We start from the raw sequence: 24208 nt of genomic DNA, 5'->3' as shown, positions 1-24208 counted from the left end.
TTTTCATGAGTGGTTTGGCGCAGGCGTCAGGGACGTGCCCACGCCAGTTTTCTGAGGACATAGGCTATCGCAAAAGTCTCCCTGGCGCACAGCGCCAGGGCCAGCCCCTGCCAGTCGACCCCTTGGCCGGCAGCGCTGGGGGCGGCAAAACAGGCCCTGTCCAGATCATCGAGTCGCGTGCCCATGGCGGGATCGCCATGGCAGGGCAGGCTGGCCAGGTGCTGGCAAGGCTGCCCCCAGCGAAGCCCAGCCCAGGCCAGCAAGGCCCACCTGGCCAGATCAGGCTCCCGGGCCGCCAGGGCCCGTTGCAGCCGATAGAAGGCGAGCCAGCGCGGCCCGCCTTGCCACAAGGTGCGCAGCAGCAGCGCCAACAGCACCCAGATGAGGCTCCCTGTGCCGGGCGCCCTGGCGGGATCGGAAGGGGCGGCGTCGCCCTCGATGTGCAGCGTCTGCGCCGGCAGTTGGGCCTGCTCGATGCGCCCGGTACTGGTGTTGAACCAGGGGAGGGTCACGGCGGGCAGGGTATAGCTGCCCGCGGTTTCAGCGGTCAGGGCCTGGCGCCACTGGCGTTCGACCCGCAGCGCCCCCTTGGCCACGAAACGCTCCTGCTGCTGTTCGCCGTCCGGTTTCATCGAAAGGCCCTGCGGCAATGCCGGGGCCGGGATCTGTGGCAGGCGGTTGCCATCCCCCCCCTCCATCACCAGGGTGAGGGTGCGGATCACCGGCTCCCCGACTCTGGCTCCCCTGGCCGGGCTGAACTGCTGGCGCAGGACCAGGCTGCTCGCCACCGGCTCCACCGGCGCCTTGTCCACCTTGACGAAGAGGGTGGCCGCCCTGGCCGAGAGCAGATCCCCTGCGTCGCTTTGCGTGGCGGTGTCCGGGTCCTGGGGCAATCGACCCTGGAATCGGGGGGACTCCAGGGGATGCAGCCCGGGCTCCCTGGCCTGCAGCAGCCATTTGCGGATCAGGCGCCCGGGCATGCCGGGGCTGGCGGGGGACTCCCAGCGATCGTCGCCGAGGCGGCGTATGGTGAAGCCTTGACCGAGGGGCTCGCTGAGGTTGGGGGCCTCCATGTTGGCGGGCAGCCAGAGGCTCAGCTCATAGATGAAGGGTTGCCCCGGATAAAGGGGGCCCTGATGCAGCACCCTGGCCTGCAGCTCTACGGGGGAGATGCGCGTCTCGGGTTGTTGCGTCAGTGTGCCCGTCTGGGGGCGCGTCGGAATAGGCAACGCGGGCGTCTGCTCGGCGCCTAGGGTCAGGGGCGGCACCTGGCGGGGGCTGGTCTCCAGCAGGTGAAGCGGGATCTGCCAGCGGATCAGGCTGCTCACCTGGGTGTTGACGCGGCTGATGCTGACCCGGCCCACCGCAAACTGGCGCAGCAGGGGGAGCAGGCTGAGCTCGTCACCCTTGAGCTCCCCGTCGGCTTCGATGACGAGCAGCCAGTCGCGATCGCTTTCCCCCGCCAGCAGCTCGGCGCGAGGGGGGGCGGCCTGCGCCTGGGTTGCCAGCAGCATGGCGAGCAGCCACCAGCCGCTTGGTCCCTTCATCAACCGGATGAGTGAACGCAGCCAGGGGATCACCAGGGCTCCTCCACCTTGAGAAGGGGACGGCGCTCGGCCTCCTTGCGCAGCCGCTGCTCCAGCAAGAGCACGGGGGGCGCCGGGGGGCGGGGGTTGTCCGAGGCGGCAGAGGGCTCGGGTGGCTCGCCGGTTTCGGGCGGCTGAGGAGCAGGGGTCGCCTGTGGGGGGCTGGCCCGCAGCAGTGCCAGGTTATGGAGGACATCCTGGTGCCCAGGCTCCCGCTTGAGGGCGGCCAGGTAGGCCTGTTCGGCCCCCTTGAGATCCCCGAGCCACACCAGCGCATTGCCCCTGTTGTAGTGGGCGGTGGCCGTGTCGGCGCGGCCATAGGCGGCGACGGCCCTGGCATAGTCACCGGCCCTGTACCAGGCATTGCCCTGCCAGACGGGATCCTGGAAGGCGCGGGCCGCCTCCTGATAGCGCCCCTGGGAGAAGGCTTGCCAACCCGGCGCCGCCTCGGCGGGCCACCAGGGGGCGGGCGCCGCTTGCAGGGGGGGCGGGGGGAAGATCACCACCATGAGCAGCAGCAACCAGTGCGCCCCTATGCGGGCCAGCAGCGCCAGGGGCAGCAGAGGGAGCAGCAACCAGGGGCCGAGATCGAGGGACTGGGCCCCGGTCTGGGTCTGGCTCATGGGCAGGGGGGCAAAGGAGGGGAGCCCGGCCTGCAGCCATTGCAGCCTTCCCCCTGTGCTGGCCGCGAGATCCGCCATGGCGGCGCCGTCCGGTGCCGGCAGAGTCTGCCCCAGGGCGCTGCCAAGTTGCCACCCCTCGGCAGGTGGCGGGGGCAGCACAGCGCGTTCGCCGGCATTGGCCAGCAGGATGTCGAGTCGGGGGGACGACGCCTGCGGGCAGAAGAGGCTATCCAGGCAGGGCCAGAGGGCGGCGATGCGCGCCATCTGGCTGTCCGAGAGGCCGTCTGTGATGAGCAGCAGGCGTGCCTGCTGGCCCGGGGGGATCTGCGTCAAGGCCAGCGCCACGGCCCGCTCCGGCGCGCTGCCCTGAAGCGGCATGATGGCCGGGCGCAAGTCCGGCAGCAGCAGCGAGATGGCCTGATGATCCCGGGTGGGGGGCATGGCGAGGTAGGCATCCCCGGCAAACAGGATGAGTCCGAGGGGATGGGGCTCCTGCCGGGCCGCCGCTTTGGCCAGCATGTCCTGAAGCAGCAGGCGCACCCGGGTCGCCCGATCCGGGGGTAGATCCCTGGCCTGCATGGAGCTTGAGAGATCCAGCAACCAGATGTCGAAGGCAGGGCTGCTGACGGTCTGGCTCTGCTGGCGCAGGGCGGGGCCCGCGAGTGCCAGGATCACCGGCAGTGTGGCCAGCCAGAGCCAGGGAATGGCCCGGCCCCGGGTCGGCAACAGATAGGCCTGCATGGCGGGGGCCAGCAAGGGGCGCTGCCGACGGCGGCGCCACCCCTGCCACAGCCAGGGCAGCAGGGCCAGCAGCCAGAGCGGGCGCAGCAGCATCAGCTCCATGATGACGCTCCCTTCAGACACTTATTCATGGGGCGACTCCGGATCTTCTCTGCCCGTTCGCCGCATCGGCCAGCGCAGTCGGGCCGGCCACACCAGCAGCAGCCAGGCCAGCGCCAGGGGCCAGGGGTAGAGCTCATGGTGGGGGCGATAGAGGGTCTGCGGGCGGGCGGCAGGCTCCAGAGTGTCTATGGCCTGATTGATGGCCGAGAGATCGGCCTGGCTGCGGGCACGAAAATAGCGGCCATGGCCCAGCTCGGCCAGTTGCTGCAACAAGGGCTCATCCAGCTCGGCGCTGGGATCTGCCCCTCCCAGGGGGGAGGCAAAGGTGTCGGGATCGGCCCCCACCCCCAGGGTATAGAGGCGGATGCCTGCGGCGGCGGCCCGCCTGGCTTCGGTCAGGGGCTCTGCGTTGCCCGCGGTGTTGCGCCCATCGGTGATCAGCAGCAGGGCGGTGGGACGGGCGGGGTCGGCGTGCTGGCGGGCCAGCAGTATGGCCTCGCCGAGCGCCGTGGTGCGCCCCACCAGATCGAAATCGAGCTCGCGGGTCAGTGCCAGCAGGGCCCGGGTCTCCTGGGTCAGGGGGGAGAGCAGGTAGGCGTGATCCGCAAAGACGATGAGGGCGATGCGATCGCCTGGGCGCTCACCGATGAGGTGCGTTATCTGCTGGCGCACCGCAGAGAGGCGATCGCGCTGCTCCCCCTCATCCAGCATGTCCTGGGTGCGCATGCTGTCGGAGAGATCCACCGCCAGGATGATGTCCCGGCTGGCCTGGTAGTGAATGAGGGGAGCCTCCTGCCACTGGGGGCGGCACAGGGCCAGCACCAGGGCACACCAGCACAGGGCCATGCGCCACAAAGGCTGCCCGGCCTGGGGCAGCAGCAGGGGGAAGCCGGCATGGGCCAGCCTGGCGCGACTCGCGCGGGAGAGCGGTGGCAGGCCGAAGCGCACCAGCAGCGGCAATGCCAGGGCGAGGGCAAACCAGGGCCAGGCGAGGATCATCTGGCCCCTCCGCCGCGGGTGCGGTGCCACAGCACAGGGCGCGCCATCCAGCGCGGTGCACAGACGCAGCGGCGCCCCCAGTTGAGGTAGGCAAGGCGCAGCCGCGCCCGCTGTGCCCCATCCGGCGTGTCTGAGCCATAGAGCCAGCCCGGCCACTGGCGGGCGAACTCGCCAAAATGGCAGCCTCCCCGGCGGTCGAGCCAGGCGAGCCACTCATCCCCTTGCAGGGTACGGGCCTCTGGCCAGCGGGCGATGGCCGCCTCTCTCAGGGCGGCGTGCAGGGCAGGCGCCAGATCGGCGGCCTGCCAGTCTATCTGACGTGCCCAGCGGCGCTGACGCCACAGGGTGTTTATCGTGGCCCCGATCAGCAAGGCGGCGAGCAGGGCGATCAGCAGCCAGCCCCAGGCCAGCAGACGGGGATCGCTCGCGCTCTCCAGGGGCGGGCCCGGATGGATGTCGCGAAGCTGCCCCTGGATCTCCTGAAGCCGCGTCAGCGAGGAGGTCTGCCCGGGCGGGTGTTGGAGGGGGGCGCTTAGAACAGACGGCATCCAGCCTCCTGCCATTGGCGTTGCAGGGGCAAACCGTTGTCGAGGCGGTAGAGGCGCTGCACCAGGGGCAACAGCTGCTGCTGGCAGGCGTCGGCCTGCTGCCTTGCCGCTTCCTGGTAGCGCCAGCGAAAGAGGGTCTGTCCGGCATCGAGCCAGCCGCTGCGCTTGCCCGATTGCACCGCCAGTTGCCCCTGCTCGGGCAGGGCCGCTTCCAGGGGATCCCGGATCTGCCAATAGTGGATGTCGTGGCGCTGGCCGAGGCGTTGCAACTGCTGGCTGAGCCCCTGATCCAGGGGCTGATGGTGGCTGATCAGCGTCAGTCTGGCGCCATGGGGCAGGCTGAGGCGCGCCAGGGTCTGGGCCAGGGAGTTGGCCAGAGGGGCCCGATCCAGCCCCGCCTCATAGTGGTGACAGAGTGCCTCCAGCAGGGGGATCAGGGAGTCACGCTGAGTTTCGTGTCGGGTCTCGATCCCGTGGCAGACCAGAGTGTTTGCCTGCGTCTCCCCCTGCCAGAGCAGGGCGGCGGCGAGCTCGCAGCCGAGGCGGGCCTTGAGCTGGGGGCCCGAGCCGAAATACATGGCGGGGGAGAGATCCAGCAGCAGCCAGTGGGCCTGCTCCTGCTCCTCGGCATACAGCCGGGTGTGGGGGCGCCCGAGGCGGGCTGTGACCCGCCAGTCGATGTGGCGCACCTCGTCCCCGGCCTGATAGAGGCGCAGCTCACGAAAATTCAGGCCCGGCTGTCGCCCGAGCCGTCCTTGACGTGCCTGATGTATGCGCACCCGCTGACCCTGTCTCGCCCACAGCCGGATGGCCAGCAACTGGGCCAGGGGCAGGGCGATATCGGGATGGGCGCGAGGATCAGCGGATCTGGTCATGGGGGCCGATCATCAGGGGCATGGGATAAGGTCCAGCAGGCGGGCGATCAGGGTGTCGTTGTCGAGGTTGTCCGCCAGGGCCTGATAGCTGGGGATTAAGCGGTGACGATGAACGGCGGGCTGTCAGGGACATGGAATGGCATCCAGCAGGCGGGCGATCAGGGTGTCGTTGTCGAGGTTGTCCGCCATGGCCTGGTAGCTGGGGATTAAACGGTGGCGATGAACGGCGGGCTGTCAGGGACATGGAATGGCATCCAGCAGGCGGGCGATCAGGGTATCGTTGTCGAGATTGTCCGCCAGGGCCTGATAACTGGGAATGAGGCGATGACGCAGCACGGCCGGCGCCAGTTGCTGGATGTCTTCCGGCAGCACAAAATCCCGCCCGGCGAGCCAGGCCCGGGCGCGGGCGGCGCGGGCCAGGCCTATGCTGGCCCTGGGGCTGGCGCCCACCGCAATGAGGGGCTCCAGCTCGGGGCAGAGGCCGCTGCCGGGGCGGGTGGCACAGATAAGTTGCACCAGATAGTGCTCGAGCCGGCTCTGCATCTGCACGGCCTGCACCGCGCTGCGGGCCGAGAGCAGGGCGGCCTGGCTCAGGGTTAGGGGAGGCGGCGGCAGTTGCTCGCCTCCGGCGTTGAGCTGCAAGATGGCGAGCTCCATGGCGGGGCTGGGGTAATCCACCATGAGTTTCAGCAGGAAGCGGTCGAGCTGGGCCTCCGGCAGGGGATAGGTCCCCTCCTGTTCTATCGGGTTTTGCGTGGCCGCCACCATAAAGAGCGGCGGCAGGCGCCAGCTCTTCTTGCCCACGGTGATCTGCTGCTCGGCCATGGCCTCCAGCAGGGCGGACTGCACCTTGGCCGGGGCCCGGTTTATCTCGTCCGCCAGCACCAGGTGGTTGAACAATGGGCCGGGCTGGAACACGAAGCTGGCATCCTGGGGGTGAAACACCTCGCTGCCGGTGAGATCGGCGGGGAGCAGGTCTGGGGTGAACTGGATGCGGGCGAAGCGCCCCTCGACGGCGCCGGCCAGCGCCTTGACGGCCCGGGTCTTGGCAAGGCCGGGGGCCCCCTCGATCAACACATGTCCTTCACATAGCAGGGCGATCAGCAGCCCCTCGATGAGGGAGCCCTGTCCCAGGATCTGACTGCCAAGATAGTCCCCAAGCGCTCTAAATTCGGCCGCTGCCATGTAATGAACCCGTTGTTTTCATAGAAGTTGATCTTTTTATACTCCAGTTGGCCCCCAAGGGCGAGGGAGGGTGGCAAGATGGCGGCAATTTAGTTTCAATCAGCTGTATGAAATTTGTGAGTGGATTGTTAAGATGTGGCGCAATGAGGTCAGACCTCTTCCTTTTAATCTTCTCGTTTAACCAAGGAGCCAGGATGAAACAGCCATTGAAACTGACGACTCGCCAGGGCGAACGGATTGCCGTCGTGGCGGGTCTGCGAACCCCCTTTGCCAAGCAGGCCACGGCCTTCCACGGCGTGCCTGCGGTGGATCTCGGCAAACTGGTGGTGAGCGAGATGCTCGCCCGCACCGATCTCGATCCCAAGCTCATCGACCAGCTGGTGTTCGGCCAGGTGGTCCAGATGCCGGAAGCACCCAACATAGCTCGCGAGATAGTGCTCGGCACCGGCATGAGTGTCAGCACCGATGCCTATAGCGTGTCGCGCGCCTGCGCCACCAGTTTCCAGGCGGTGGCCAATGTCACCGAATCCATCATGGCCGGCACTGTCGACATCGCCATCGCAGGCGGTGCCGACTCCTCCTCCGTGCTCCCCATAGGGGTGAGCAAGACCCTGGCCCGCGCCCTGGTGGATCTCAACAAGGCGCGCAATCTGCAGCAGCGTTTCAATATTCTGCGGCGTCTGCGCTTGAAAGACTTGATGCCGGTGCCGCCCGCGGTGGCCGAGTACTCCACCGGCCTCTCCATGGGACAGACCGCAGAGCAGATGGCCAAGAGCCACCAGATCAGCCGCGAGGCGCAAGATGCCCTGGCCCACCGCTCCCACACCCTGGCGGCGCAGGCCTGGGCCGAGGGCAAGCTCAGTGGCGAGGTGTTCACCGCCCACGTGCCCCCCTACAAGTCGCCGCTGGAGCGGGACAACAACATCCGTGAAAGCTCCGATCTGGCGAGCTACGCCAAACTCAAGCCGGTGTTTGACCGGCTGCATGGCTCGGTCACCGCCGCCAACGCCACCCCGCTCACCGACGGCGCCGCCGCCGTGCTGTTGATGCGCGAAGGGCGGGCGAAAGAGTTGGGGTTGGAGCCGCTGGGTTACATCCGCAGCTTCGCGTTTTCCGCCATCGACGTCTGGCAGGACATGCTGATGGGTCCCTCCTATGCCACGCCGCTGGCGCTGGACCGCGCCGGCATCACGCTGGCCGATCTGACCCTCATCGACATGCACGAAGCCTTTGCCGCCCAGACCCTGGCCAACCTCAAGATGTTTGCCAGTGCCGAATTCGCCCGTGACAAACTGGGCCGGGATCAGGCCATCGGCGAGGTGGACATGGAGAAATTCAACGTCCTCGGCGGCTCCCTGGCCTATGGCCACCCCTTTGCCGCCACAGGGGCGCGCATGATCACCCAGACCCTGCACGAGCTGCGGCGTCGGGGTGGGGGACTGGGGCTCAACACCGCCTGTGCGGCGGGTGGGCTGGGTGTGGCCATGGTGCTGGAGGTTGAATGATGAGCGCTAAGACTTTTTCACTGGATATTCGCAAAGACGGCATCGGCATCCTCACCATGGATGTGCCCGGTGAGAGCATGAACACCCTCAAGGCCGCCTTCGCAGACGAGATCCGCTCCGTGCTGGCCGAGATAAAGGGGAACCGCGATCTGATCGGTCTGGTGATCGCCTCCGGCAAGAAGGACTCCTTCATCGCCGGGGCCGACATCAGCATGCTGGCCGCCTGCACCAGTGCCCGTGACGCCGAGACGCTGTCGCGGGAAGGGCAGGTGGTCTTCGCCGAGATCGAGGCGCTGACCATCCCCGTGATCGCCGCCATTCACGGCCCCTGCCTGGGTGGCGGGCTGGAGCTGGCGCTCGCCTGCCATGGTCGGGTGGTGACCGAACACGGCAAGACGGTGCTGGGGCTGCCGGAAGTGCAGCTGGGCCTGCTGCCGGGTTCCGGCGGTACCCAACGCCTGCCGCGCCTCATCGGGGTGGCCAAGGCGCTGGATCTGATGCTGACCGGCAAGCAGGTCAGGGCCAAGCAGGCCAAAAAACTGGGACTGGTGGACGATGTGGTACCCCCCTCCATACTGCTGGAGGCCGCCATCAAGCTTGCCAAGAAGGGCAAGCCCCGCCATCAGCTGAAGCGGGATCTGCAAGCCAAGGTGCTGGAGACCAATGCCCTGGGTCGCAAGGTGCTGTTCGATCAGGCCCGCAAGGGAGTCAAAGCCAAGACCCGTGGCAACTACCCGGCCCCTGAGCGGATCCTTGAGGTGGTGCGCATCGGCGTGGAGGAGGGGATGCAGGCCGGCCTCGCCGCCGAGTCCCGCCACTTCGGTGAGCTGGTGATGACGGCGGAATCCGCCGCCCTGCGCTCAATTTTCTTCGCCACCACAGAGATGAAGAAAGAGGTCAGCTACCAGGGGGCCGAGCCGCGCAAGGTGGCCCATGCCGCCGTGCTGGGTGGTGGCCTGATGGGGGGCGGCATCGCCTTCGTCACCGCCACCAAGGCCGGGGTACCTGTGCGGATCAAGGACGTAGGAAGCGCTGGCATCGGCAACGCCATGCGCTACAGCTATGACCTGCTGGCCAGGAAGCTCAAGCGCCGCCAACTGCTGCGCAGCGAGCTGGAGAAGCAGATGAGCCTGCTCACCGGCACCCTGGACTACGCCGGTTTCCACCGGGTGGACATGGTGGTGGAGGCGGTGTTCGAGGATCTCGCCCTCAAGCACCAGATGGTGGCGGACGTGGAGCGCGAGTGCGGTGAACACACCGTCTTTGCCTCCAACACCTCCTCCCTGCCCATTCACCAGATAGCGGCCAATGCCGCCCATCCGGAGCGGGTGGTGGGGCTGCACTACTTCAGCCCGGTGGACAAGATGCCGCTGGCAGAAATCATCCCCCATGCCGGCACCAGCGCCGAGACGGTGGCCACCACCCTGGCGTTTGCCCGTGCCCAAGGCAAGACACCTATCGTGGTCAAAGACGAGGCCGGTTTCTACGTGAACCGCATCCTGGCTCCCTACATGAACGAGGCGGCGCGCCTGGTGCTGGAAGGGGAGCCGGTGGAGGTGCTGGACAGTGCCCTGCTGGACTTCGGCTTCCCGGTCGGCCCCATCACCTTGCTCGATGAGGTCGGTATCGACGTTGGGGCCAAGATCTCCCCCATCCTCGAGAAAGAGCTCGGCGGCGAGCAGTTCCAGGCTCCCAAGGCCTTTGACAAGCTGTTGCAAGACGATCGCAAGGGGCGCAAGAACGGCAAGGGCTTCTACCTCTACGGCAAGGCGGCGCCGCGCAACCGCCTCACCGGCAAGGAGGGCAAGAAGACGGTGGACGAGAGCGTCTATGCCGTGCTCGGGGTCAAGGTATCGCCCAAGCTGGCTCGCCAGGAGATCGCCGAGCGCTGCGTGCTGCTGATGCTCAACGAAGCGGCCATGGCGCTCGACAGCGGCGTGGTGGCCTCGGCCCGTGACGGCGACATCGGCGCCATCTTCGGCATCGGCTTCCCGCCTTTCCTCGGCGGCCCCTTCCGCTACATGGACAGCCTCGGCATTGATCATTTGGTGGGGCGCCTCGAGCACTACCAGAAGCGTCACGGCGATAGGTTCGCCCCCTGCGCCCGCCTCAAGGCGATGGCGGCGGAGCAGCAGCGCTTCTACTGAGCCGCGCTTCTACTGATCAGCGGCGAACAGCCTAGAAAGCACGCGAGGCGACCCCGGGGTCGCCTCGTTTTTTTGTCTGAGCGGGGTAGGGAAGGGGAGAACGCTCGCCTCCATGGGTAAAAAAGCGGCGCATCAGGGGCCAAATCATTGATCTGGCGCAAACTGGTGCCCCATTTATTACTTTGGTGGCATAGGACTCAGGCGCCGGTTGAGGTCAAATAGCCTTATCAGGAACGGGGACTACCCCGTCACGAAAGGGACACCCATTTCACTGGATGAAGGACACACAATGAGTCTGCTTGAACAAACCATCTGGAACATATTGGGATACGGGGCCATGCCCTTTATCTTCCTGAGCGGCTTCGTTGCCGTGGCAGTGACCTGCTGCCTGCTGCTCAATGCCTTCGGGGTCAAGTCCGCCGAGAAGTGAGTCACTCTCGTTAATGCCGCCAAATGCCAGTCCTCGGACTGGCATTTGTTTTATGTGTTTTTTAACGCATTTATCCAGGCCAAGGCGGGGAAAACTGTGGTCAATATGGTCGAACCCGGCGGCCATTTTGATTACACTGGCGCCCGGCATGTCCGCCCTTTTCTCTTTCATCAGGTGTTCACGATTTCTATGGCGCTCAAGGCAACCATCTTCAAGGCCCAGATCAGCTTGTCTGACATGGATCGCAATCTCTATCAGGACTACTCCCTCACCCTGGCCCGTCACCCCTCCGAGACCGACGAGCGGATGATGATCCGGCTGGCGGCCTTTGCCTGGCACGCCGCCGAGCGGCTGGAGTTCACCAAGGGACTCTCGGCGGACGACGAGCCCGAGCTCTGGCGCAAGAACTATTCCGACGAGATCGAGCTCTGGATTGAACTCGGCCAGCCCGACGAGAAACGCCTCAAGAAGGCGTGCAACCGCTCCCGCCAGGTGGTGCTCTATCTCTACGGTGGCCGTGGCACCAGCGTCTGGTGGAAGCAGAACCAGGGCAAGCTCGGCCTGCACGACAACCTGACCGTGATCGAGCTCTCCGACAGCCAGACCCTGCCCCTGACCGCCATGGTGGAGCGTACCATGCAGCTCACCTGCACCATCTCGGACGGCCAGCTCTGGGTCAGCAACGGCACCCTGGAGGTCACCCTGGATCCCGTGGTGCTGATGGGGCGCGCCGCCCGCGAACTCTAAGACGGACTCCCCATGCTCAGTGCACTGCTCGATATCGTCATCCCGGTGTTTGCGGTGGCGGGCCTCGGCGCCCTCTACGGGCGGCTGCGCGGGGGAGCCGAACTCGGTTACATCAACCGGGCCAACATAGAGCTCTTCTCCCCGGCGCTGGTCTTCTCGGCGCTGGTGAAATACCCGCTGGATCTGGCGGCCCACCTGCCGCTTATCGCGGCCGGGGCCCTGGTGATATTGCTGCCGGGCTTGCTGCTCTCCCTGCTCAAACTCAAGGGCATAGAGAGAGCGGCGTTGATCTTGCCCGCCATGTTTCGCAACACAGGCAACCTCGGCATCCCGCTGATGGTGCTGGCCTTTGGCGAGCAGCAGCTCGGCGCCATCGTCATCCTCTTCGTGCTCTCCAACCTGCTTCACTTCTCGGTGGGCATGTTCATCCTCTCGGCCAACGCCTCGCGCTGGCTCTGGCTGCGCAGCCCCATGCTGTGGGCGGCCCTGGCGGGGCTGCTGGTGGCCAACCTGCAGATCCCGCTGCCGGACTATCTGGTGACCAGCGCCTCCCTGCTCGGCCAGATAGCTGTGCCCCTGATGCTCTTTGCCCTCGGCATCCGGCTGATGGAAGGGGAGCTGGATCACCTGGGGCTGGCGCTCAAGTGCAACCTGCTCTATCTGCTGGCGGGGGGCATCTCCCTTGGGATCGCCGTCTGGCTGTTGCCCCTGGATCCTGCCTGGATCCCGCTCCTGATGCTCTCGGTGGCGCTGCCCCCGGCGGTGCTCAATTACATGCTCTGTGAGCAGTACCAGTGCCAGCCCGACAAGGTGGCCAGCATAGTGCTCGGCGGCAATGCGCTCTCGGTGCTGGTGATCCCCCTGGCGGTCTGGCTGGCGCTCCATCTGGGGAGTTGACCCGGTTTTGTTTTCAAGGACGCCTGATGGCGTCCTTTTTATTTCTATTTCGCATGTCCGATTACGCTTCGCTAATCGAACCTATGGCTCTTAAACCCGATTGGTTTTGTTCCCCTTTACCTTGCTGGTGATCCCTTTCGGAAACCAGCCCCCTTTACCCATCCGCGCCCGTACCTTTTTCTGATACTGCTCAGGGGATAGCACCGTGGGGGTTTTATGGCGGGTGCCGTTGCAGTGTCGACAGGCGGCCACGATATTGGCTGGCCGATCCGATCCCCCTTCGCTGCGTGGTTGCAGATGTTCCCCCGTACACTGCAATAGCCGTGCTTCGACAGGAGTGAGGCGGTATTGGTGTATCAGTGCGGCAGGGGAGGCTTCCCACATCGGCAGTCCGCAATAGAAGCACTGAAAGGATTGACGAATGGCAGCCTGGTGGCGTTGTTTGGCGATCTTACCCATGGTCGTGACCTCAATAAGTTTGATATTGAAGTCCGTGACGATATGGATTGGATGGTGGCCGGACGGACTTCGGTTCAAGTTGAAGTCCCGTCCTCCACATGTTTGCGGCGGCGGGTACTGACCAGTGTTCCCTGGGCAGCCTTACACCGCTCCTCTTATGAAACAGCGGCAGTCAATTAATAGCGGGTGCTCCATTGATTGTAAAGCCAACAAAACAAGAGGATATACGTGGCATAATGATTTCAAACAGGTCCATTTTGGAGTCGTTATGGAAGGTACACTGTATATATCTGACTAGAGTACGATTGATGCCAAGCATATCGCCCTGTTTCGGGTTAGACGAAAAGGGTGAGGAGCGGAGAGGGAGGAATGGGATAAAAACAGGGCGGCCTTGGCCGCCCCGTTTATTGATTGGCGGCCGGTTGTGGCTGGCCATCCTTGCGCAGCTGGGTATAGAGGCCAACCCCGGCCAGCAAGCCGGCGAGCGCCAGCAGGCACCAGATGGCGGTGGCGGGACGGGTGCCCGCATCCCCCAGCATAAAACCGATCAGCAGGTTGCCAAAGAGCGCCATGCAGCCACCCGCACTGGCATAGAAGCCGTAGTAGCTGGCGAGTTGCTCAGGGGGCGCGTAGCGGGGCAACTGGGCGGCAAAGAGCGGGAAGCAGAGGATGGAGCCCAAGGATAGCAGGGCCACCTGCGCCAATACCCCCGCCGTTGGCCAGGGGGCCAGCAGGGGGAGGGCCAGATAGCTGAGCCCCATCAGGCCGATACCGAGCCCCATGGCGAGCGGTACCCCCAGGCGGCGCTCCACCAGGCGCGATGCCGGCAGCTGAAGCAGGACGCCGATCACCGCCGAGAGGGTGAAGACGCCGCCGAGCAGCTGGGTGGCGTCCGGCAGGCTCTGGATATGGGCGGGCAGGGCCAGATAGAGCTGGTGGAACAGGATCTGGTAGCTGCCCGCCAGCAGGGTGAACATCATGAAGGGGCGCTGGCGCAAAATGGTGCCCCACTGGCGCAAGATGGCGCCGCGCGGGCTCTGGTTGGCCACCGGGCGTTTGGGCAGCACCCGATACTGCAGCACCCCGAGCAGGGCGAACAGGGTGGCGGCCAGCAGCCCGGTCAGGGCATAGCTCTGCTGGGTCAAGGTGAGACCGACCAGGGGGCCGAGCAACATGCCCGCCTGGCTGGCGAGATTGTGAAGGGCGAAGGCGCGCTGGCGCTGGCTCGGGGTGCCGCATTCGCTCGCCAGATAAGCCTGGGCGCAGGGGGTGAAGAGGGCCCCGGCAAAGCCGGTCAGGGCCGCCGCCAGCAGCAGTATGGGCAGGGATTCGGCCCAGCCCAGCAGCAGGAAGCCGGCCGATCGCACCAGGCAACCCCAGACGATGGCGGGGTGATAGCCGATGCGATCCCCGAGCGTCCCCCCCAAGAGGAAAAGCCCCTGCTGGCTGAAGACCCGCATCCCCATCACCAGGCCGCAGGCCCAGCCGGCGAGGCCAAGGCCGCTGCCCATGTGCTGGGCGAGGAAGGGCAGCATCATGTAGAAGCCGAGGTTGAACGCCAGGCCATTGATGATGAGCAGGCGGGCGGCCGGGCTCATGCCCTGCCAATCCCGCCAGTAGGAGGCGCCGTTCATCTTGCGTGCACCCGGGGGCCTGTTGCGGGCCATACCGCAGGCGCTGTCATGGGAAGTCTCGTCATCATTGTCTTCGCAGGGTACGCAGGAAGGGGATACCGCTCTGATCGTGGCTTATCTGCACCGGCACCTGATAGAGGCGCTCGATGAGGTCGGCGTCGAGCACCCGGGCGGGGGGGCCGAAGGCTTGCAGATCGCCCCCCGCCAGCACGATCAGCTGATCGGCAAACTGGGCCGCCAGGTTGAGATCGTGCAGCACCACCAGGGTGATCCACTGCTGCTCCCGGGTCTGCTGGCAGAGGTGCTCCATCAGTTGCATCTGGTGATGCAGGTCCAGGGCGCTGACCGGCTCGTCCAGCATCATGATGCGGGGGTCGCGCAGCAGCACCTGGGCGAACAGCACCATCTGCCGCTGGCCGCCGCTTAGGGAGTAGAGGGGGCGATCCGCCAGATGGGCTATGCCAAGGGCCTGCAGGGCGCGGCCGGCCGCCAGTATATCCTCGTCCGCCAGGCGCATGGAGAGGCTGTCGAGACGCCCCAGCACCACCACTTCGATGACGCTGAGATCCAGCTCCAACTGGATGTTCTGGGGCATGTAGCCAAATTGCTGGCGCCATTTGGCTTGGGTCATCTGGCGGGCGCTCTGGCCCCCCAGGCGGATGTCGCCGGCGGCCGGGGTCAGTTCACCGAACAGGGCGCGCAGAAGCGAGGTCTTGCCGGTCCCGTTCGGGCCGATGATCACATGGACCTGACCCGGGTTCAGGGTGAGGTCGAGCTCCCGCAGCAGGGTCTGCTGGCCGAGGGAGAGGGAGAGTCGGGATATCTCAAGCACGTTTACGCCCCCTGCCGAGGATCAGCCAGATGAAGAAGGGCACGCCAATGAGCGCAGTGACTATGCCGATGGGAAAGAGGGCCCCCGGAATGATGGACTTGGAGAGCACCGAAGCCGCCGACAGCATGCAGGCGCCGCACAGGGCCGACAGCGGGATCAGGAAGCGCTGATCTTCCCCCACCAGCATGCGGGCTATGTGGGGGGCCACCAGGCCGACGAAGCCGATGATGCCGACGAAGCTGGTGGCAGTGGCGGTGAGCAGGGCGACCAGGATCAGGGTCTTCATGCGCAGCCTGTCCACGTTGACCCCGAGACTGCGGGCCCTGGCTTCCCCCAGACGCAGGCTGGTGAGGGCCCAGGCGTCACGGTAGATGAGCAGGGTGCAGATCAGGGTGACGGCGGCGGTGATGATCAGGGCATCCCAGGTGGTGCGCATCAGGCTGCCAAACAGCCAGAACATGATCTGCTGGTTTAGCTCGGGGGAGGAGAGGAACTGCAGCAGGGAGAGCAGGGACTGGAACAGGAACAGCAGGGCTATGCCCGCCAGGATCAGGGTCTGGCTGCTAATGTTGCGCATCATGGCCAGACCAAACAAGAGGCTGGCGGCAAACATGCACAAAATGAAGGCGCCGGCCGGAATGGCAATCAGGGGCGGCAGCCCAAGACCGCCGGTATAGAGCGCCAGTGCGGCGCCGAGCCCGGCCGCGGCCGCGAGCCCCAGGGTGTAGGGGCTGGCCAGGGGGTTGTCCAGCAGGGTCTGCATCTGGACACCGCCAAGCCCGAGGGAGGCGCCGACCACCAGGGCCATCAAGGCGATGGGCAGGCGCATATCAAAGACGATGGTGCGAGTCATGGAGTCCGCCTGGTCGGGGGAGAGCAGGGCATCGATCACTTCCCCAAGAGGCAGCAGGGAGGGGCCGGTGGCGATGTCGAGCACCAGGGTAATGCACAGCACCAGGGTGAGCAGCGCCAGCCAGTGCCAGCGGCGGCGCTCCCGTTGTCGCTGGCGGGTGAGGGTCTGCTGCAGGGCAGCCAAATCATTCATGATAACCATCCTGAAACGGGCGCTCTCAAGGGGCGCCCGCAAGGGTTGAAGAGGGATGACGAAGAGGGACTTTCCTGACTCGGGTCGGGAAAGTCCGGCCCGTCAGGTTCAACCTGCCATTACTTGATACCCAGCATAAAGGTGCCCTGGGGACGAATGGGCAGATAGCTGCGGTAGAAGCCCTGATAGGTGGCCAGGGGATCGAGATCCTCGAACAAGTCCGGGTAGAGCGCCTTGGCCATGAATTCGATGAGGGCGGCATCCATGATGCTGCGGGTGGCGCCGTGATAGACGGCGAAGAGGCGACCCTGCTGCACCGCAGGCAACTCGCTCCAGCCCGGACGGGCGGCAAAACCCTGCAGACGCTGGCGCACCGTCTCGGCCGAGATATCCTGACCGACCTGCATCGCCTCTGCGCTGCTCACGCTCTCGTAGCCCGCCATCAGGATCACCTCGGGTTTGCTCGCCAGCAGCTGCTCAGGGTGTATGGGGCCCCAGCGTTCGACGAAGGGGGCCGCGACGTTGTCACCGCCGGCCAGCAGGGCCATGGCGCCCCACATGTCCTTGCCATAGGTGTAGCTGTACTCGGCCGGGCCCTTGTCACCCAGCTCGATGTAGACCCGGGGCGGCTGGCGCTTCGCCTTGGCAACCCGGGAAGTGATGGTGTCAATCTTGGCCTTGTATTCGTCGGCCATCTTGCGGGCACGGGCCTCCTGGCCGGTCACCTTGCCAAGCAGCAGGGTGCTCGCCATGTGGCGGGCCAGGGTCTGGGCGTTGTAATCCACCACCACCACGGGAATGCCAGCCTGCTCGAGGCGCGGCAGATCCGGGGCCAGGGCCTCGTATTGCCACTGGGCCAGGATCACCAGATCGGGTTTGACCGCCAGGGTCTTCTCGATGGAGAAGCTCTGATCCTGCACGTTGCCAAGGTCGGGCACCTTGGCCAGTTGCGGCAGGCTGGCCACATAGAGGGACCAGATGGCGGGGCGGGACTTGACGAACCAGCCACGGGACATGCCCACCAGGCGATCGGCGCCCCCTTCACCGGCCACGGCCAGGTAATCCTCGGGATAGAAACCGAGCACTATGCGGCTCGCGGGCAGGCTCAGGGAGACCTTGCGGCCCATCACATCTTCCACTTCAACGGGGGCGGCGGCCTGTGCCATCCAGCTCATCAGGGCGAGCTGACCAAGCAGCAGCAACTTTGCCAGGGGGTGACGAAACATCTTGTGAAACCTCGGGGGATACGGCCTAAAAAAAGAAGTGAGAACTATTGCTATTCGTGAGCCGAAAAGCAATGGCCGTCTGCATGCTCCCCCCTCTTTTTTAGGGCCTGACCGTCTAGCCCCAGTCAGTCAGGATAAAATCCTGTTTCATTTGGCATCGTTTTCACTGTGGCCATGGAATTTTCCTGCCGACGAGGGGGAATATTGGCTCGCCAACCTTGCGGCGATTTATCCCGGCGCTTCTCCCTGGTTGCCGTTATTCCCCCAACCTTGTACCGACCGGTTTGCCAAGGCCGCCGTGCCCCCATGGCCGCTCTCGGCCGCACCCTGCCAAGATGCGGATTGGTATCCCTGTGTCAGAGTCTGTCATCCCCTTGTGCGCCGAGACGACACAGAGGCGGCAGAACATCTCGGCAGACCCGTCGCCCCGCCATTTGGAGCGAAATAACCTGCCCATACGGGTATTGCTCGTCACCTGCACGCAACAATTTGTTGGCATTGTTAGCCAGCTCCCAGCGACTCCGCCGCTAAGGGGGCAGAGTAGGCGCGATCTTGGCCGCTGGCCGAGTTCGACATCTAACAAGGTGCTGCGGCCCGCCTTGCGCGGGGCGCCAATAACATAATCTGCCCATAAAAAAGGAAACTGACCATGTCAGGAAGACACTCTCTGGTGGCGCTCGCGGTCGGGCTGGCGCTCTCAGGACAGGCACAGGCGCAACTGCTGATCAGCGAATACCTGGAAGGCTCTGGCAACAACAAGGCGGTGGAGCTGAGCAACCTCGGCTCGGATCCCGTCGATCTCTCCCAATACCGGCTGGCGCTCTACGCCAACGGCAAACCCCTCACCGATGCCCCCACCAACAGCCTGGCGCTGCAAGGCACCCTGGCCCCGGGGGCCAGCCTGGTGCTGGCCAATCCCTCCGCGAGCGGCGAGATTTTGGCCAAGGCCAATCAGACCAGCGGCAATCTGGTGTTCAATGGCGACGATGCTCTGGTGCTCTATCGCGGCAGCGAGATTGCAGACAGCTTAGGCCAGGTGGGAGTGGATCCGGGCACGGCCTGGGTCTCGGGCTCTGTTTCGACCCTGGACATGACGCTTCGCCGCAAGGCCACCGTTACCACGGGCCGCACTGATGCGACCGGCCCCTTCGATCCGGCGATTGAATACGTGGCTGCCGCCAAGGATGACGCCAGCGGTCTCGGCTGCAGCGGCGATGCACCCTGCGACGGCACCCAGCCGCCCGCCTTCGTCTGCCCGGTCGAACAGCTGATACCCGTGCCCGCCATTCAGGGCCCGGGCAGCAGCAGCCCCCTGGTGCCGGTAGGCAAGTTTGAATCCGAGCAGGCCTACGCCACTCGCGGCGTGGTGACCCAGGTGGTGAGCGGCCTCTACAAGGGCTTCTTCATTCAGGACGCGCAGGGGGACGGGGATCCGGCCACTTCGGACGGCCTCTTCATCCACAGCACCCAGGTCAACGGCGCCCTGGTGCCGGGGGCCGAGGTATGCGTCTCGGGCAAGGTCAAAGAGTATTTCAACCAGACCCAGCTCAGTGCCGATCAGCTGGTGATAACCCAGCCGGTGGGGGCCTTGCTGCCGGCGGTGGATCTGGTGCCTGTGGGAGGCGAGAGCCTGAGCCAGCTGCTGGAGCGCCACGAGGGGATGCAGGTGAGGCTGGTGCCGGAATCCAGCCTGGTGGTGACCCGCAACTTCAGCTTCGACTACGACGGCAAGCGCAACAACCTGGTGCTGGCCTATGGCGCGCCCCTCATCAAGTCGACCCAGAAGTTTGCCGCCCTGAGCCAGGAGGCGAGCGACTGGGCCCTGCGCAACCAGCAAAACCAGCTGGTGGTAGAGACGGACGCCAAGGCGCCGGACGGCGTGCTGCCCTGGTATCCCGGCTTCAACGCAGAGGATGGCTACCTGCGTATCGGCGACAGGCTCAACGGGCTGGAGGGGGCGCTCGGCTACTCCTACAACCTGTTCCGGCTGGTGGCCAGCAACCGCATCGACAGCAGCGACATCGATCACAGCGGCTGGGACAGGGTAGAGACGCCGGAGCTCGCCGAGGCGGGGGATCTGCGGGTCGCGAGTTTCAACGTGCTCAACTTCTTCACCACAGTGGTGGGCGGGGATGCCAACCCCACCGGCAGCAACAGAGGCGCCCTGACGGTGCCTGAGTTCGAGCTGCAGCGCACCAAGATCGTCAGCGCCATCACCCGCCTCAACGCGGACGTGGTGGGGCTGATGGAGATAGAGAACAACGGCTACGGCGACAACTCCGCCATCGCCAATCTGGTGGCGGCCCTCAACGCCGCCCAGCCGGACGAGGCGGATCACTACGCCTGGGTGGCTTCCCCCGATGGCCAGCCCATAGGCACAGATGCCATTACCGTGGGCCTCATCTACAGACCCGCCAGCGTGACGCCGCAAGGGGCCGCCAGCCTCATAGTGCTGCCGGTGCAGCAGGCCGAGGCCCAGGACGCCAGCGGCAAACCGGTGGCCATCAACCAGGGCATGCGCGAGTCGCTGCTGCAGCGCTTCAGCTCTCCCAAGGGGGATGCGCCCCTGACCCTGGTGGTCAACCACCTCAAGTCCAAGGGCTCTGCCTGCTTCGAGGATTATCCCGACTACGTGACCGCCGACCCGCTGGACGGCCAGGGCCACTGCAACGCCCTGCGGGTCTCCGCCGCCAGGGTGCTGGGGGATCGCCTCAAGGGGGTGAGCGGGGATCTGCTGCTCATCGGCGATCTGAACGCCTACGGCATGGAGGATCCCATCCGGGTGCTGACCAGCTATGATCCGGCCGCGCAGCCGCGCCAGATCATGAGCGCCTCCTTCACCACACTGGCGGGCCAGCCTTATGAGGAGAGCGGCAGCGCCCTTGGCAAGGGCTATGGTCTGGTGAACCTCAACACCCGCTTCCACGGCACCGACACCTACTCCTACAGCTACGAGGGGGAGCTCGGCAACCTGGATCACGCCCTGGCAAATCCGAGCCTGGCGGCCAAGGTGATCGGCATCGAGGATTGGCACATCAACTCCGCCGAGAGCAACTTCTTCGAGTACGGCAGCAAGTACACAGGTCAGCTGGCGAAATCCGAGGGGCCCTTCAGCGCCTCGGATCACGATCCCGTGCTGGTGGCCATTCAGTACCCGCTGCCGCCCGCCGGAGTCTTGAGCCTGGAGAGCGCCGCCGCCAGCGTGGAGGAGGGCAGTACCCTCACGCCGTCCGTGGCGCGCCGGGACGGGAGCCATGGGGAGGCCAGCGTGAGTTACCGCGTCGCCTACGGCAGCGCCGATGCCAAGGACGTGGCGCCACTGACCGGTACCCTGAACTGGGCGGCTGGCCAGAGCGACAGCCAGACCATCAACATTCCGGTGAAGAGCGACACCCTGCACGAGGGGGATGAGACCTTCACCCTGGAGCTGTTCGAGGCAAGCGGCGCGGCCCTGGGGGAGCAACACCAGACCCTGGTGACCATCAAGGACAAGCTGGCGCCCTCCACCATAGCCCTGGCGAGCGCCAGCATGGCGGTGAACGAGGGACAGTGGTTTGCCGAGATACCCGTGGTGCGCAGCGGCGATCTCAGCAAACCCGCCCGTGCTACTTTGAGCCTTGAGGGGATCACGGCGCGCTGGGGGCTGGATTTCCTGCCCTGGTTCGGCCAGTCGGTGAGCTGGGCCGCAGGCGAGGGGGGCAGCAAGTCCATCAAGGTGCTGATCCTGGACGACTGGTTCGTGGAGTCCATCGAGCAGTTCAGCGTCAACCTCGAGAAGCTGAAAGGGGCCCAGCCGGGGGCGGTGCAGCAGACCCGGGTCGATATCCAGGACAACGACAAGCCCTGGTGGCCCTTCGGCCGCCACTGATGAGAGTGAGCATGCAGATGACACAAGGGGCCCGCGGGCCCCTTCTTGCTGGTTGGCGCTTTGGCCTGACTGGCAGTGCTCCGCCTATGAAAAAGGCCCACCGCGTCGGGTGGGCCTTCTCTATGGCAGGGCGCTCCTAACGGAGTATCAACCCTGCGCGTTGCTCAGTACCAGCTTGCCATCCTTGACCGGAATGGTGGTGCCGGGTTTTTGTTCCATCCGCACTATCCCTTCCTGACCGGCGAGGCGGTAGGTGACGTCATAGCCCAGGGTGCGGGTGCTGCTGTCCTGCACCGTCTTGCAGCGCTGCTCCGTGGTGGTGTAGGTGTCCCCCGCCTGCATGTTGCCCTGCACCTGGTTGCCGGCATAGCCACCGGCGGCGGCCCCGGCGACGGTGGCGACCTTCTTGCCGCTGCCGCCACCGAACTGGTGGCCCACCACGCCCCCGAGGGCCGCACCGACCACTGTGCCCAGGATCTTGTGTTCATCCTGCACCGGCTTGCGGTGGGTGACGGTGACGTTGCGGCACTCCTGGCGCGGCGTCTTGATGGTCTCGGTCACCGGTTTGCTGGCCAGCACCTCGGCAAACTGGGGCTCTGATGAAAACAGGGATCCGCTGGCGGCGGCAGACAATGCCAGTGCAGAGGCCACACCGATCCCGATACCTGCCAACATGGATGTGTTCATCTCTTCTCTCCTTACAGTGATTGCCCTTGGGGCCTGGGCTCATTCTTGGCATTTTTGTCCCCGGGCTCAAGGCAATGGCCCTTCGGGTGCGACAGAGGCTGGCTGCGCCAAAAACGGCCCCGGCAAGGGAGCGTCTGTGATTGGCGACAAAAGATGAGTGATGGCGTCGCGAGAGTCTGGTGCAGGGCCGCCCCCTTAAGACGTTTCGCTAATACCTGGGCGTGCGCCCCCTTGGTACCCTCATCGGGTATAAGGATCCGCCGCCTGCCAAGTGCCTTGTGCGCCGTGATCCGCGAGACGCCCCCCGCTTTGTGCCTATATGAGGAAGGAACCCGATGACAAAGCCGCACATCTACGAGACTGGCCTTGGCAAGACGCCCGCCAATTTCGAGGCCCTGACCCCCTTGAGCTTTCTGGCCCGGGCGGCCCGGGTCTATCCCGACTACCCGGCCCTGATCCACGGCCCCCTGCGCCAGAGCTGGGCCCAGACCGAGGTGCGCTGTCGCCAGCTCGCCTCGGCCCTGCGCCTGCACGGCATCGGCGAGGGTGATACGGTTTCCATCGTCGCCCCCAATGTCCCGGCCATGTTCGAGGCCCACTTCGGGGTACCCATGAGCGGCGCCGTGCTCAACACCATCAACACCCGGCTCGATGCGGAGTCCATGGCCTTCATCTTCCAGCATGCCCAGAGCAGGGTGGTGCTGGTGGACAGGGAGTTTGGCGCCCTGGTGCGCAAGGCGCTCTCTCTCATTGACTGCCAGCCTCTGGTGATCGCCATCGACGATCCCCTCTATCGGGAGGGGGAGCTGGTCGGCGAGCTGACCTACGAGGACTTTATTGCCGGGGGCAACGGCGACGAGCCCGGCTGGCTGCCGGCGGACGAGTGGCAGGCGATTTCGCTCAACTACACCTCGGGCACCACGGGCAACCCCAAGGGGGTGGTCTATCACCATCGCGGCGCCCACCTCAATGCGGTCAACAACGTGCTCTCCTGGGAGCTGCCCAAGCACCCCGTCTATCTGTGGACCCTGCCGATGTTCCACTGCAACGGCTGGTGCTTCCCCTGGACCCTGGCGGCCACCGCCGGGGTGAGCGTCTGCCTGCGTCATGTGCAGGCGGGCGCCATCTATGAGGCGCTGCAGGAACACAGGGTGACGCATTTTTGCGCCGCCCCCATAGTGCTCAACATGCTGAACAACGCCGATCCGGCCCTGAAACTGGGGCTCGATCACCCCATCAAGGCGATGACGGCGGGGGCGGCGCCACCCGCCACCGTGATCGCTGGCATGGAGGCCATGGGGATAGCCGTGACCCATGTCTATGGCCTCACCGAGACCTATGGCCCCTGCGTGGTGTGCGAGCCCCAGCGCAGCTGGCAGGGGCAGGATGCCACTGCGCTCTCCCGGCTCAAGGCGCGCCAGGGGGTGGCCTCTCCATTGCAGGGAGAGATGCGGGTCGCCAACCCCGTCAGCGGCGAGCCTGTGCCCCGGGATGGCAAGACCCTGGGGGAGATCTTCCTGCGCGGCAACATCGTCATGAAGGGCTACCTCAAGAACCCGGCGGCCAGCGAAGAGGCGATGGCGGAGGGCTGGTTTCGCAGCGGGGATCTGGCGGTCTGGCACCCGGATGGCTACGTGGAGATCAAGGACAGATCCAAGGACATCATCATCTCGGGCGGGGAGAACATCTCCAGCCTGGAGGTGGAGGACGTGCTCTATCGCCACCCGGACGTGGACGAGGCCGCGGTGATCGCCATGCCGGACGAGAAGTGGGGGGAGGTGCCCTGCGCCTTCGTCAAGCTCAAGGAGGGCCGTGTGCTCAGCCAGGCGGAGCTGATCGCGTTCTGCCGCGAGCAGATGGCCCACTTCAAGGCCCCCAAGCGCATCATCTTCACCCCCCTGCCCAAGACCTCCACCGGCAAGGTGCAAAAGTTCATGTTGCGCCAGCAGCTGGAGTGATCCCGTCGAAGGGGATGCGGACGGGCATCTGAGGGCAGTTCATCTCCTGTGGTCATGTGGATGTGTCGCTGGGCAGTCCAGGTCAACGGTGTTGAATAATCCATGTCAACGCCG

The 24208-nt window shown here is 65.4% G+C and carries 19 protein-coding genes and 2 pseudogenes; 7 read left to right on the top strand and 14 right to left on the bottom strand.

Annotated elements, in window-relative coordinates; genetic code table 11:
• Nucleotides 1-26: 26 nt before the first annotated feature.
• The 8 genes and pseudogenes from G4923_RS09605 to G4923_RS09570 form a co-directional block, all read right to left on the bottom strand.
• Nucleotides 27-1547: a BatD family protein gene (locus G4923_RS09605; protein ID WP_163136847.1), complete on the bottom strand. Its 1521-nt coding sequence runs from the start codon at nt 1545-1547 to the stop codon at nt 27-29.
• A gap of 29 nt (nt 1548-1576) precedes the next feature.
• On the bottom strand, nt 1577-3052 hold the full coding sequence (locus tag G4923_RS09600) for a tetratricopeptide repeat protein (protein WP_163136829.1): 1476 nt from the start codon (nt 3050-3052) through the stop codon (nt 1577-1579).
• Nucleotides 3053-3073: 21 nt separating this feature from the next.
• On the bottom strand, nt 3074-4051 hold the full coding sequence (locus tag G4923_RS09595; protein WP_163136827.1) for a VWA domain-containing protein: 978 nt from the start codon (nt 4049-4051) through the stop codon (nt 3074-3076).
• On the bottom strand, nt 4048-4599 hold the full coding sequence (locus G4923_RS09590) for a DUF4381 family protein (protein ID WP_163136825.1): 552 nt from the start codon (nt 4597-4599) through the stop codon (nt 4048-4050). The genes G4923_RS09595 and G4923_RS09590 overlap by 4 nt, the downstream gene beginning before the upstream one ends.
• Nucleotides 4584-5474, bottom strand: coding sequence for a DUF58 domain-containing protein (locus tag G4923_RS09585; protein ID WP_163136823.1), 891 nt, complete (start codon nt 5472-5474; stop codon nt 4584-4586). The genes G4923_RS09590 and G4923_RS09585 overlap by 16 nt, the downstream gene beginning before the upstream one ends.
• A gap of 12 nt (nt 5475-5486) precedes the next feature.
• Nucleotides 5487-5594, bottom strand: a pseudogene (locus G4923_RS09580) (AAA family ATPase); the annotation flags it as partial.
• A gap of 3 nt (nt 5595-5597) precedes the next feature.
• A pseudogene (locus tag G4923_RS09575) lies at nt 5598-5705 on the bottom strand (AAA family ATPase); the annotation flags it as partial.
• Nucleotides 5706-5708: 3 nt separating this feature from the next.
• Nucleotides 5709-6659, bottom strand: coding sequence for an AAA family ATPase (locus G4923_RS09570; RefSeq protein WP_005325158.1), 951 nt, complete (start codon nt 6657-6659; stop codon nt 5709-5711).
• Nucleotides 6660-6853: 194 nt separating this feature from the next.
• On the opposite strand from G4923_RS09570, the gene fadI reads away from it, so the two are divergent.
• From fadI to G4923_RS09545, 5 genes are all read left to right on the top strand, one after another.
• The gene (gene fadI, locus G4923_RS09565) at nt 6854-8164 is read left to right on the top strand and encodes an acetyl-CoA C-acyltransferase FadI (RefSeq protein ID WP_106886849.1); all 1311 of its coding nucleotides are present in this window, start codon (nt 6854-6856) and stop codon (nt 8162-8164) included.
• Nucleotides 8164-10311 carry a fatty acid oxidation complex subunit alpha FadJ gene (gene fadJ, locus G4923_RS09560; protein ID WP_163136821.1) on the top strand — a complete coding sequence of 716 codons (2148 nt, stop codon included), beginning with the start codon at nt 8164-8166 and terminating at the stop codon, nt 10309-10311. The genes fadI and fadJ overlap by 1 nt, the downstream gene beginning before the upstream one ends.
• Nucleotides 10312-10600: 289 nt before the next feature.
• Entirely contained in the window at nt 10601-10741 is a 141-nt protein-coding gene (locus tag G4923_RS09555; RefSeq protein WP_005325161.1) for a TIGR02808 family protein, read from the top strand.
• Between the two features lie 189 nt (nt 10742-10930).
• Nucleotides 10931-11488 carry a YaeQ family protein gene (locus G4923_RS09550; RefSeq protein ID WP_042648052.1) on the top strand — a complete coding sequence of 186 codons (558 nt, stop codon included), beginning with the start codon at nt 10931-10933 and terminating at the stop codon, nt 11486-11488.
• 12 nt (nt 11489-11500) lie between these two features.
• Nucleotides 11501-12385, top strand: coding sequence for an AEC family transporter (locus G4923_RS09545; RefSeq protein WP_161507157.1), 885 nt, complete (start codon nt 11501-11503; stop codon nt 12383-12385).
• A gap of 90 nt (nt 12386-12475) precedes the next feature.
• Here the strand turns inward: G4923_RS09545 and G4923_RS09540 are convergent, their stop codons facing one another.
• The 5 genes from G4923_RS09540 to G4923_RS09520 form a co-directional block, all read right to left on the bottom strand.
• Nucleotides 12476-12922, bottom strand: coding sequence for an HNH endonuclease (locus G4923_RS09540; RefSeq protein WP_240455278.1), 447 nt, complete (start codon nt 12920-12922; stop codon nt 12476-12478).
• A gap of 326 nt (nt 12923-13248) precedes the next feature.
• Nucleotides 13249-14478 carry an MFS transporter gene (locus G4923_RS09535; RefSeq protein ID WP_163136820.1) on the bottom strand — a complete coding sequence of 410 codons (1230 nt, stop codon included), beginning with the start codon at nt 14476-14478 and terminating at the stop codon, nt 13249-13251.
• A 64-nt stretch (nt 14479-14542) separates the two neighbouring features.
• Nucleotides 14543-15310, bottom strand: coding sequence for an ATP-binding cassette domain-containing protein (locus G4923_RS09530; protein WP_163136818.1), 768 nt, complete (start codon nt 15308-15310; stop codon nt 14543-14545).
• Nucleotides 15303-16355: a FecCD family ABC transporter permease gene (locus G4923_RS09525; protein ID WP_163136816.1), complete on the bottom strand. Its 1053-nt coding sequence runs from the start codon at nt 16353-16355 to the stop codon at nt 15303-15305. Before G4923_RS09525 ends, G4923_RS09530 begins: the two co-directional genes overlap by 8 nt.
• A 119-nt stretch (nt 16356-16474) precedes the next feature.
• Entirely contained in the window at nt 16475-17581 is a 1107-nt protein-coding gene (locus tag G4923_RS09520) for an ABC transporter substrate-binding protein (protein WP_163136814.1), read from the bottom strand.
• 649 nt (nt 17582-18230) lie between these two features.
• On the opposite strand from G4923_RS09520, the gene G4923_RS09515 reads away from it, so the two are divergent.
• The gene (locus tag G4923_RS09515) at nt 18231-21449 is read left to right on the top strand and encodes an ExeM/NucH family extracellular endonuclease (RefSeq protein ID WP_163136812.1); all 3219 of its coding nucleotides are present in this window, start codon (nt 18231-18233) and stop codon (nt 21447-21449) included.
• A gap of 147 nt (nt 21450-21596) precedes the next feature.
• On the opposite strand, the gene G4923_RS09510 is transcribed toward G4923_RS09515, so the two are convergent.
• Nucleotides 21597-22136, bottom strand: a complete 540-nt coding sequence (locus tag G4923_RS09510) for a glycine zipper 2TM domain-containing protein (protein ID WP_106886838.1) — start codon at nt 22134-22136, stop codon at nt 21597-21599.
• Between the two features lie 335 nt (nt 22137-22471).
• On the opposite strand from G4923_RS09510, the gene G4923_RS09505 reads away from it, so the two are divergent.
• Nucleotides 22472-24094: an acyl-CoA synthetase gene (locus G4923_RS09505; protein ID WP_163136810.1), complete on the top strand. Its 1623-nt coding sequence runs from the start codon at nt 22472-22474 to the stop codon at nt 24092-24094.
• Nucleotides 24095-24208: the final 114 nt, after the last annotated feature.

This window comes from Aeromonas rivipollensis, assembly GCF_010974825.1.
In the GTDB taxonomy this organism is placed as follows: Bacteria; Pseudomonadota; Gammaproteobacteria; order Enterobacterales; family Aeromonadaceae; genus Aeromonas; species Aeromonas rivipollensis.
Note: the sequence above shows the minus strand (reverse complement) of the source record. Positions and strands in the feature narration are given on the sequence as shown.

What these genes read in the sequence shown, in the direction of transcription:
- G4923_RS09585 (WP_163136823.1), bottom strand. Translation starts at nt 5,474, where the DNA reads ATGACCAGATCCGCTGATCCTCGCGCCCATCCCGATATCGCCCTGCCC.
- G4923_RS09505 (WP_163136810.1), top strand. Translation starts at nt 22,472, where the DNA reads ATGACAAAGCCGCACATCTACGAGACTGGCCTTGGCAAGACGCCCGCC.
- G4923_RS09525 (WP_163136816.1), bottom strand. Translation starts at nt 16,355, where the DNA reads ATGAATGATTTGGCTGCCCTGCAGCAGACCCTCACCCGCCAGCGACAA.
- G4923_RS09535 (WP_163136820.1), bottom strand. Translation starts at nt 14,478, where the DNA reads ATGAACGGCGCCTCCTACTGGCGGGATTGGCAGGGCATGAGCCCGGCC.
- G4923_RS09520 (WP_163136814.1), bottom strand. Translation starts at nt 17,581, where the DNA reads ATGTTTCGTCACCCCCTGGCAAAGTTGCTGCTGCTTGGTCAGCTCGCC.
- G4923_RS09605 (WP_163136847.1), bottom strand. Translation starts at nt 1,547, where the DNA reads ATGAAGGGACCAAGCGGCTGGTGGCTGCTCGCCATGCTGCTGGCAACC.
- G4923_RS09600 (WP_163136829.1), bottom strand. Translation starts at nt 3,052, where the DNA reads ATGGAGCTGATGCTGCTGCGCCCGCTCTGGCTGCTGGCCCTGCTGCCC.
- G4923_RS09570 (WP_005325158.1), bottom strand. Translation starts at nt 6,659, where the DNA reads ATGGCAGCGGCCGAATTTAGAGCGCTTGGGGACTATCTTGGCAGTCAG.
- G4923_RS09590 (WP_163136825.1), bottom strand. Translation starts at nt 4,599, where the DNA reads ATGCCGTCTGTTCTAAGCGCCCCCCTCCAACACCCGCCCGGGCAGACC.
- G4923_RS09545 (WP_161507157.1), top strand. Translation starts at nt 11,501, where the DNA reads ATGCTCAGTGCACTGCTCGATATCGTCATCCCGGTGTTTGCGGTGGCG.
- G4923_RS09510 (WP_106886838.1), bottom strand. Translation starts at nt 22,136, where the DNA reads ATGAACACATCCATGTTGGCAGGTATCGGGATCGGTGTGGCCTCTGCA.
- G4923_RS09550 (WP_042648052.1), top strand. Translation starts at nt 10,931, where the DNA reads ATGGCGCTCAAGGCAACCATCTTCAAGGCCCAGATCAGCTTGTCTGAC.
- fadI (WP_106886849.1), top strand. Translation starts at nt 6,854, where the DNA reads ATGAAACAGCCATTGAAACTGACGACTCGCCAGGGCGAACGGATTGCC.
- G4923_RS09555 (WP_005325161.1), top strand. Translation starts at nt 10,601, where the DNA reads ATGAGTCTGCTTGAACAAACCATCTGGAACATATTGGGATACGGGGCC.
- G4923_RS09595 (WP_163136827.1), bottom strand. Translation starts at nt 4,051, where the DNA reads ATGATCCTCGCCTGGCCCTGGTTTGCCCTCGCCCTGGCATTGCCGCTG.
- fadJ (WP_163136821.1), top strand. Translation starts at nt 8,164, where the DNA reads ATGAGCGCTAAGACTTTTTCACTGGATATTCGCAAAGACGGCATCGGC.
- G4923_RS09515 (WP_163136812.1), top strand. Translation starts at nt 18,231, where the DNA reads ATGTCAGGAAGACACTCTCTGGTGGCGCTCGCGGTCGGGCTGGCGCTC.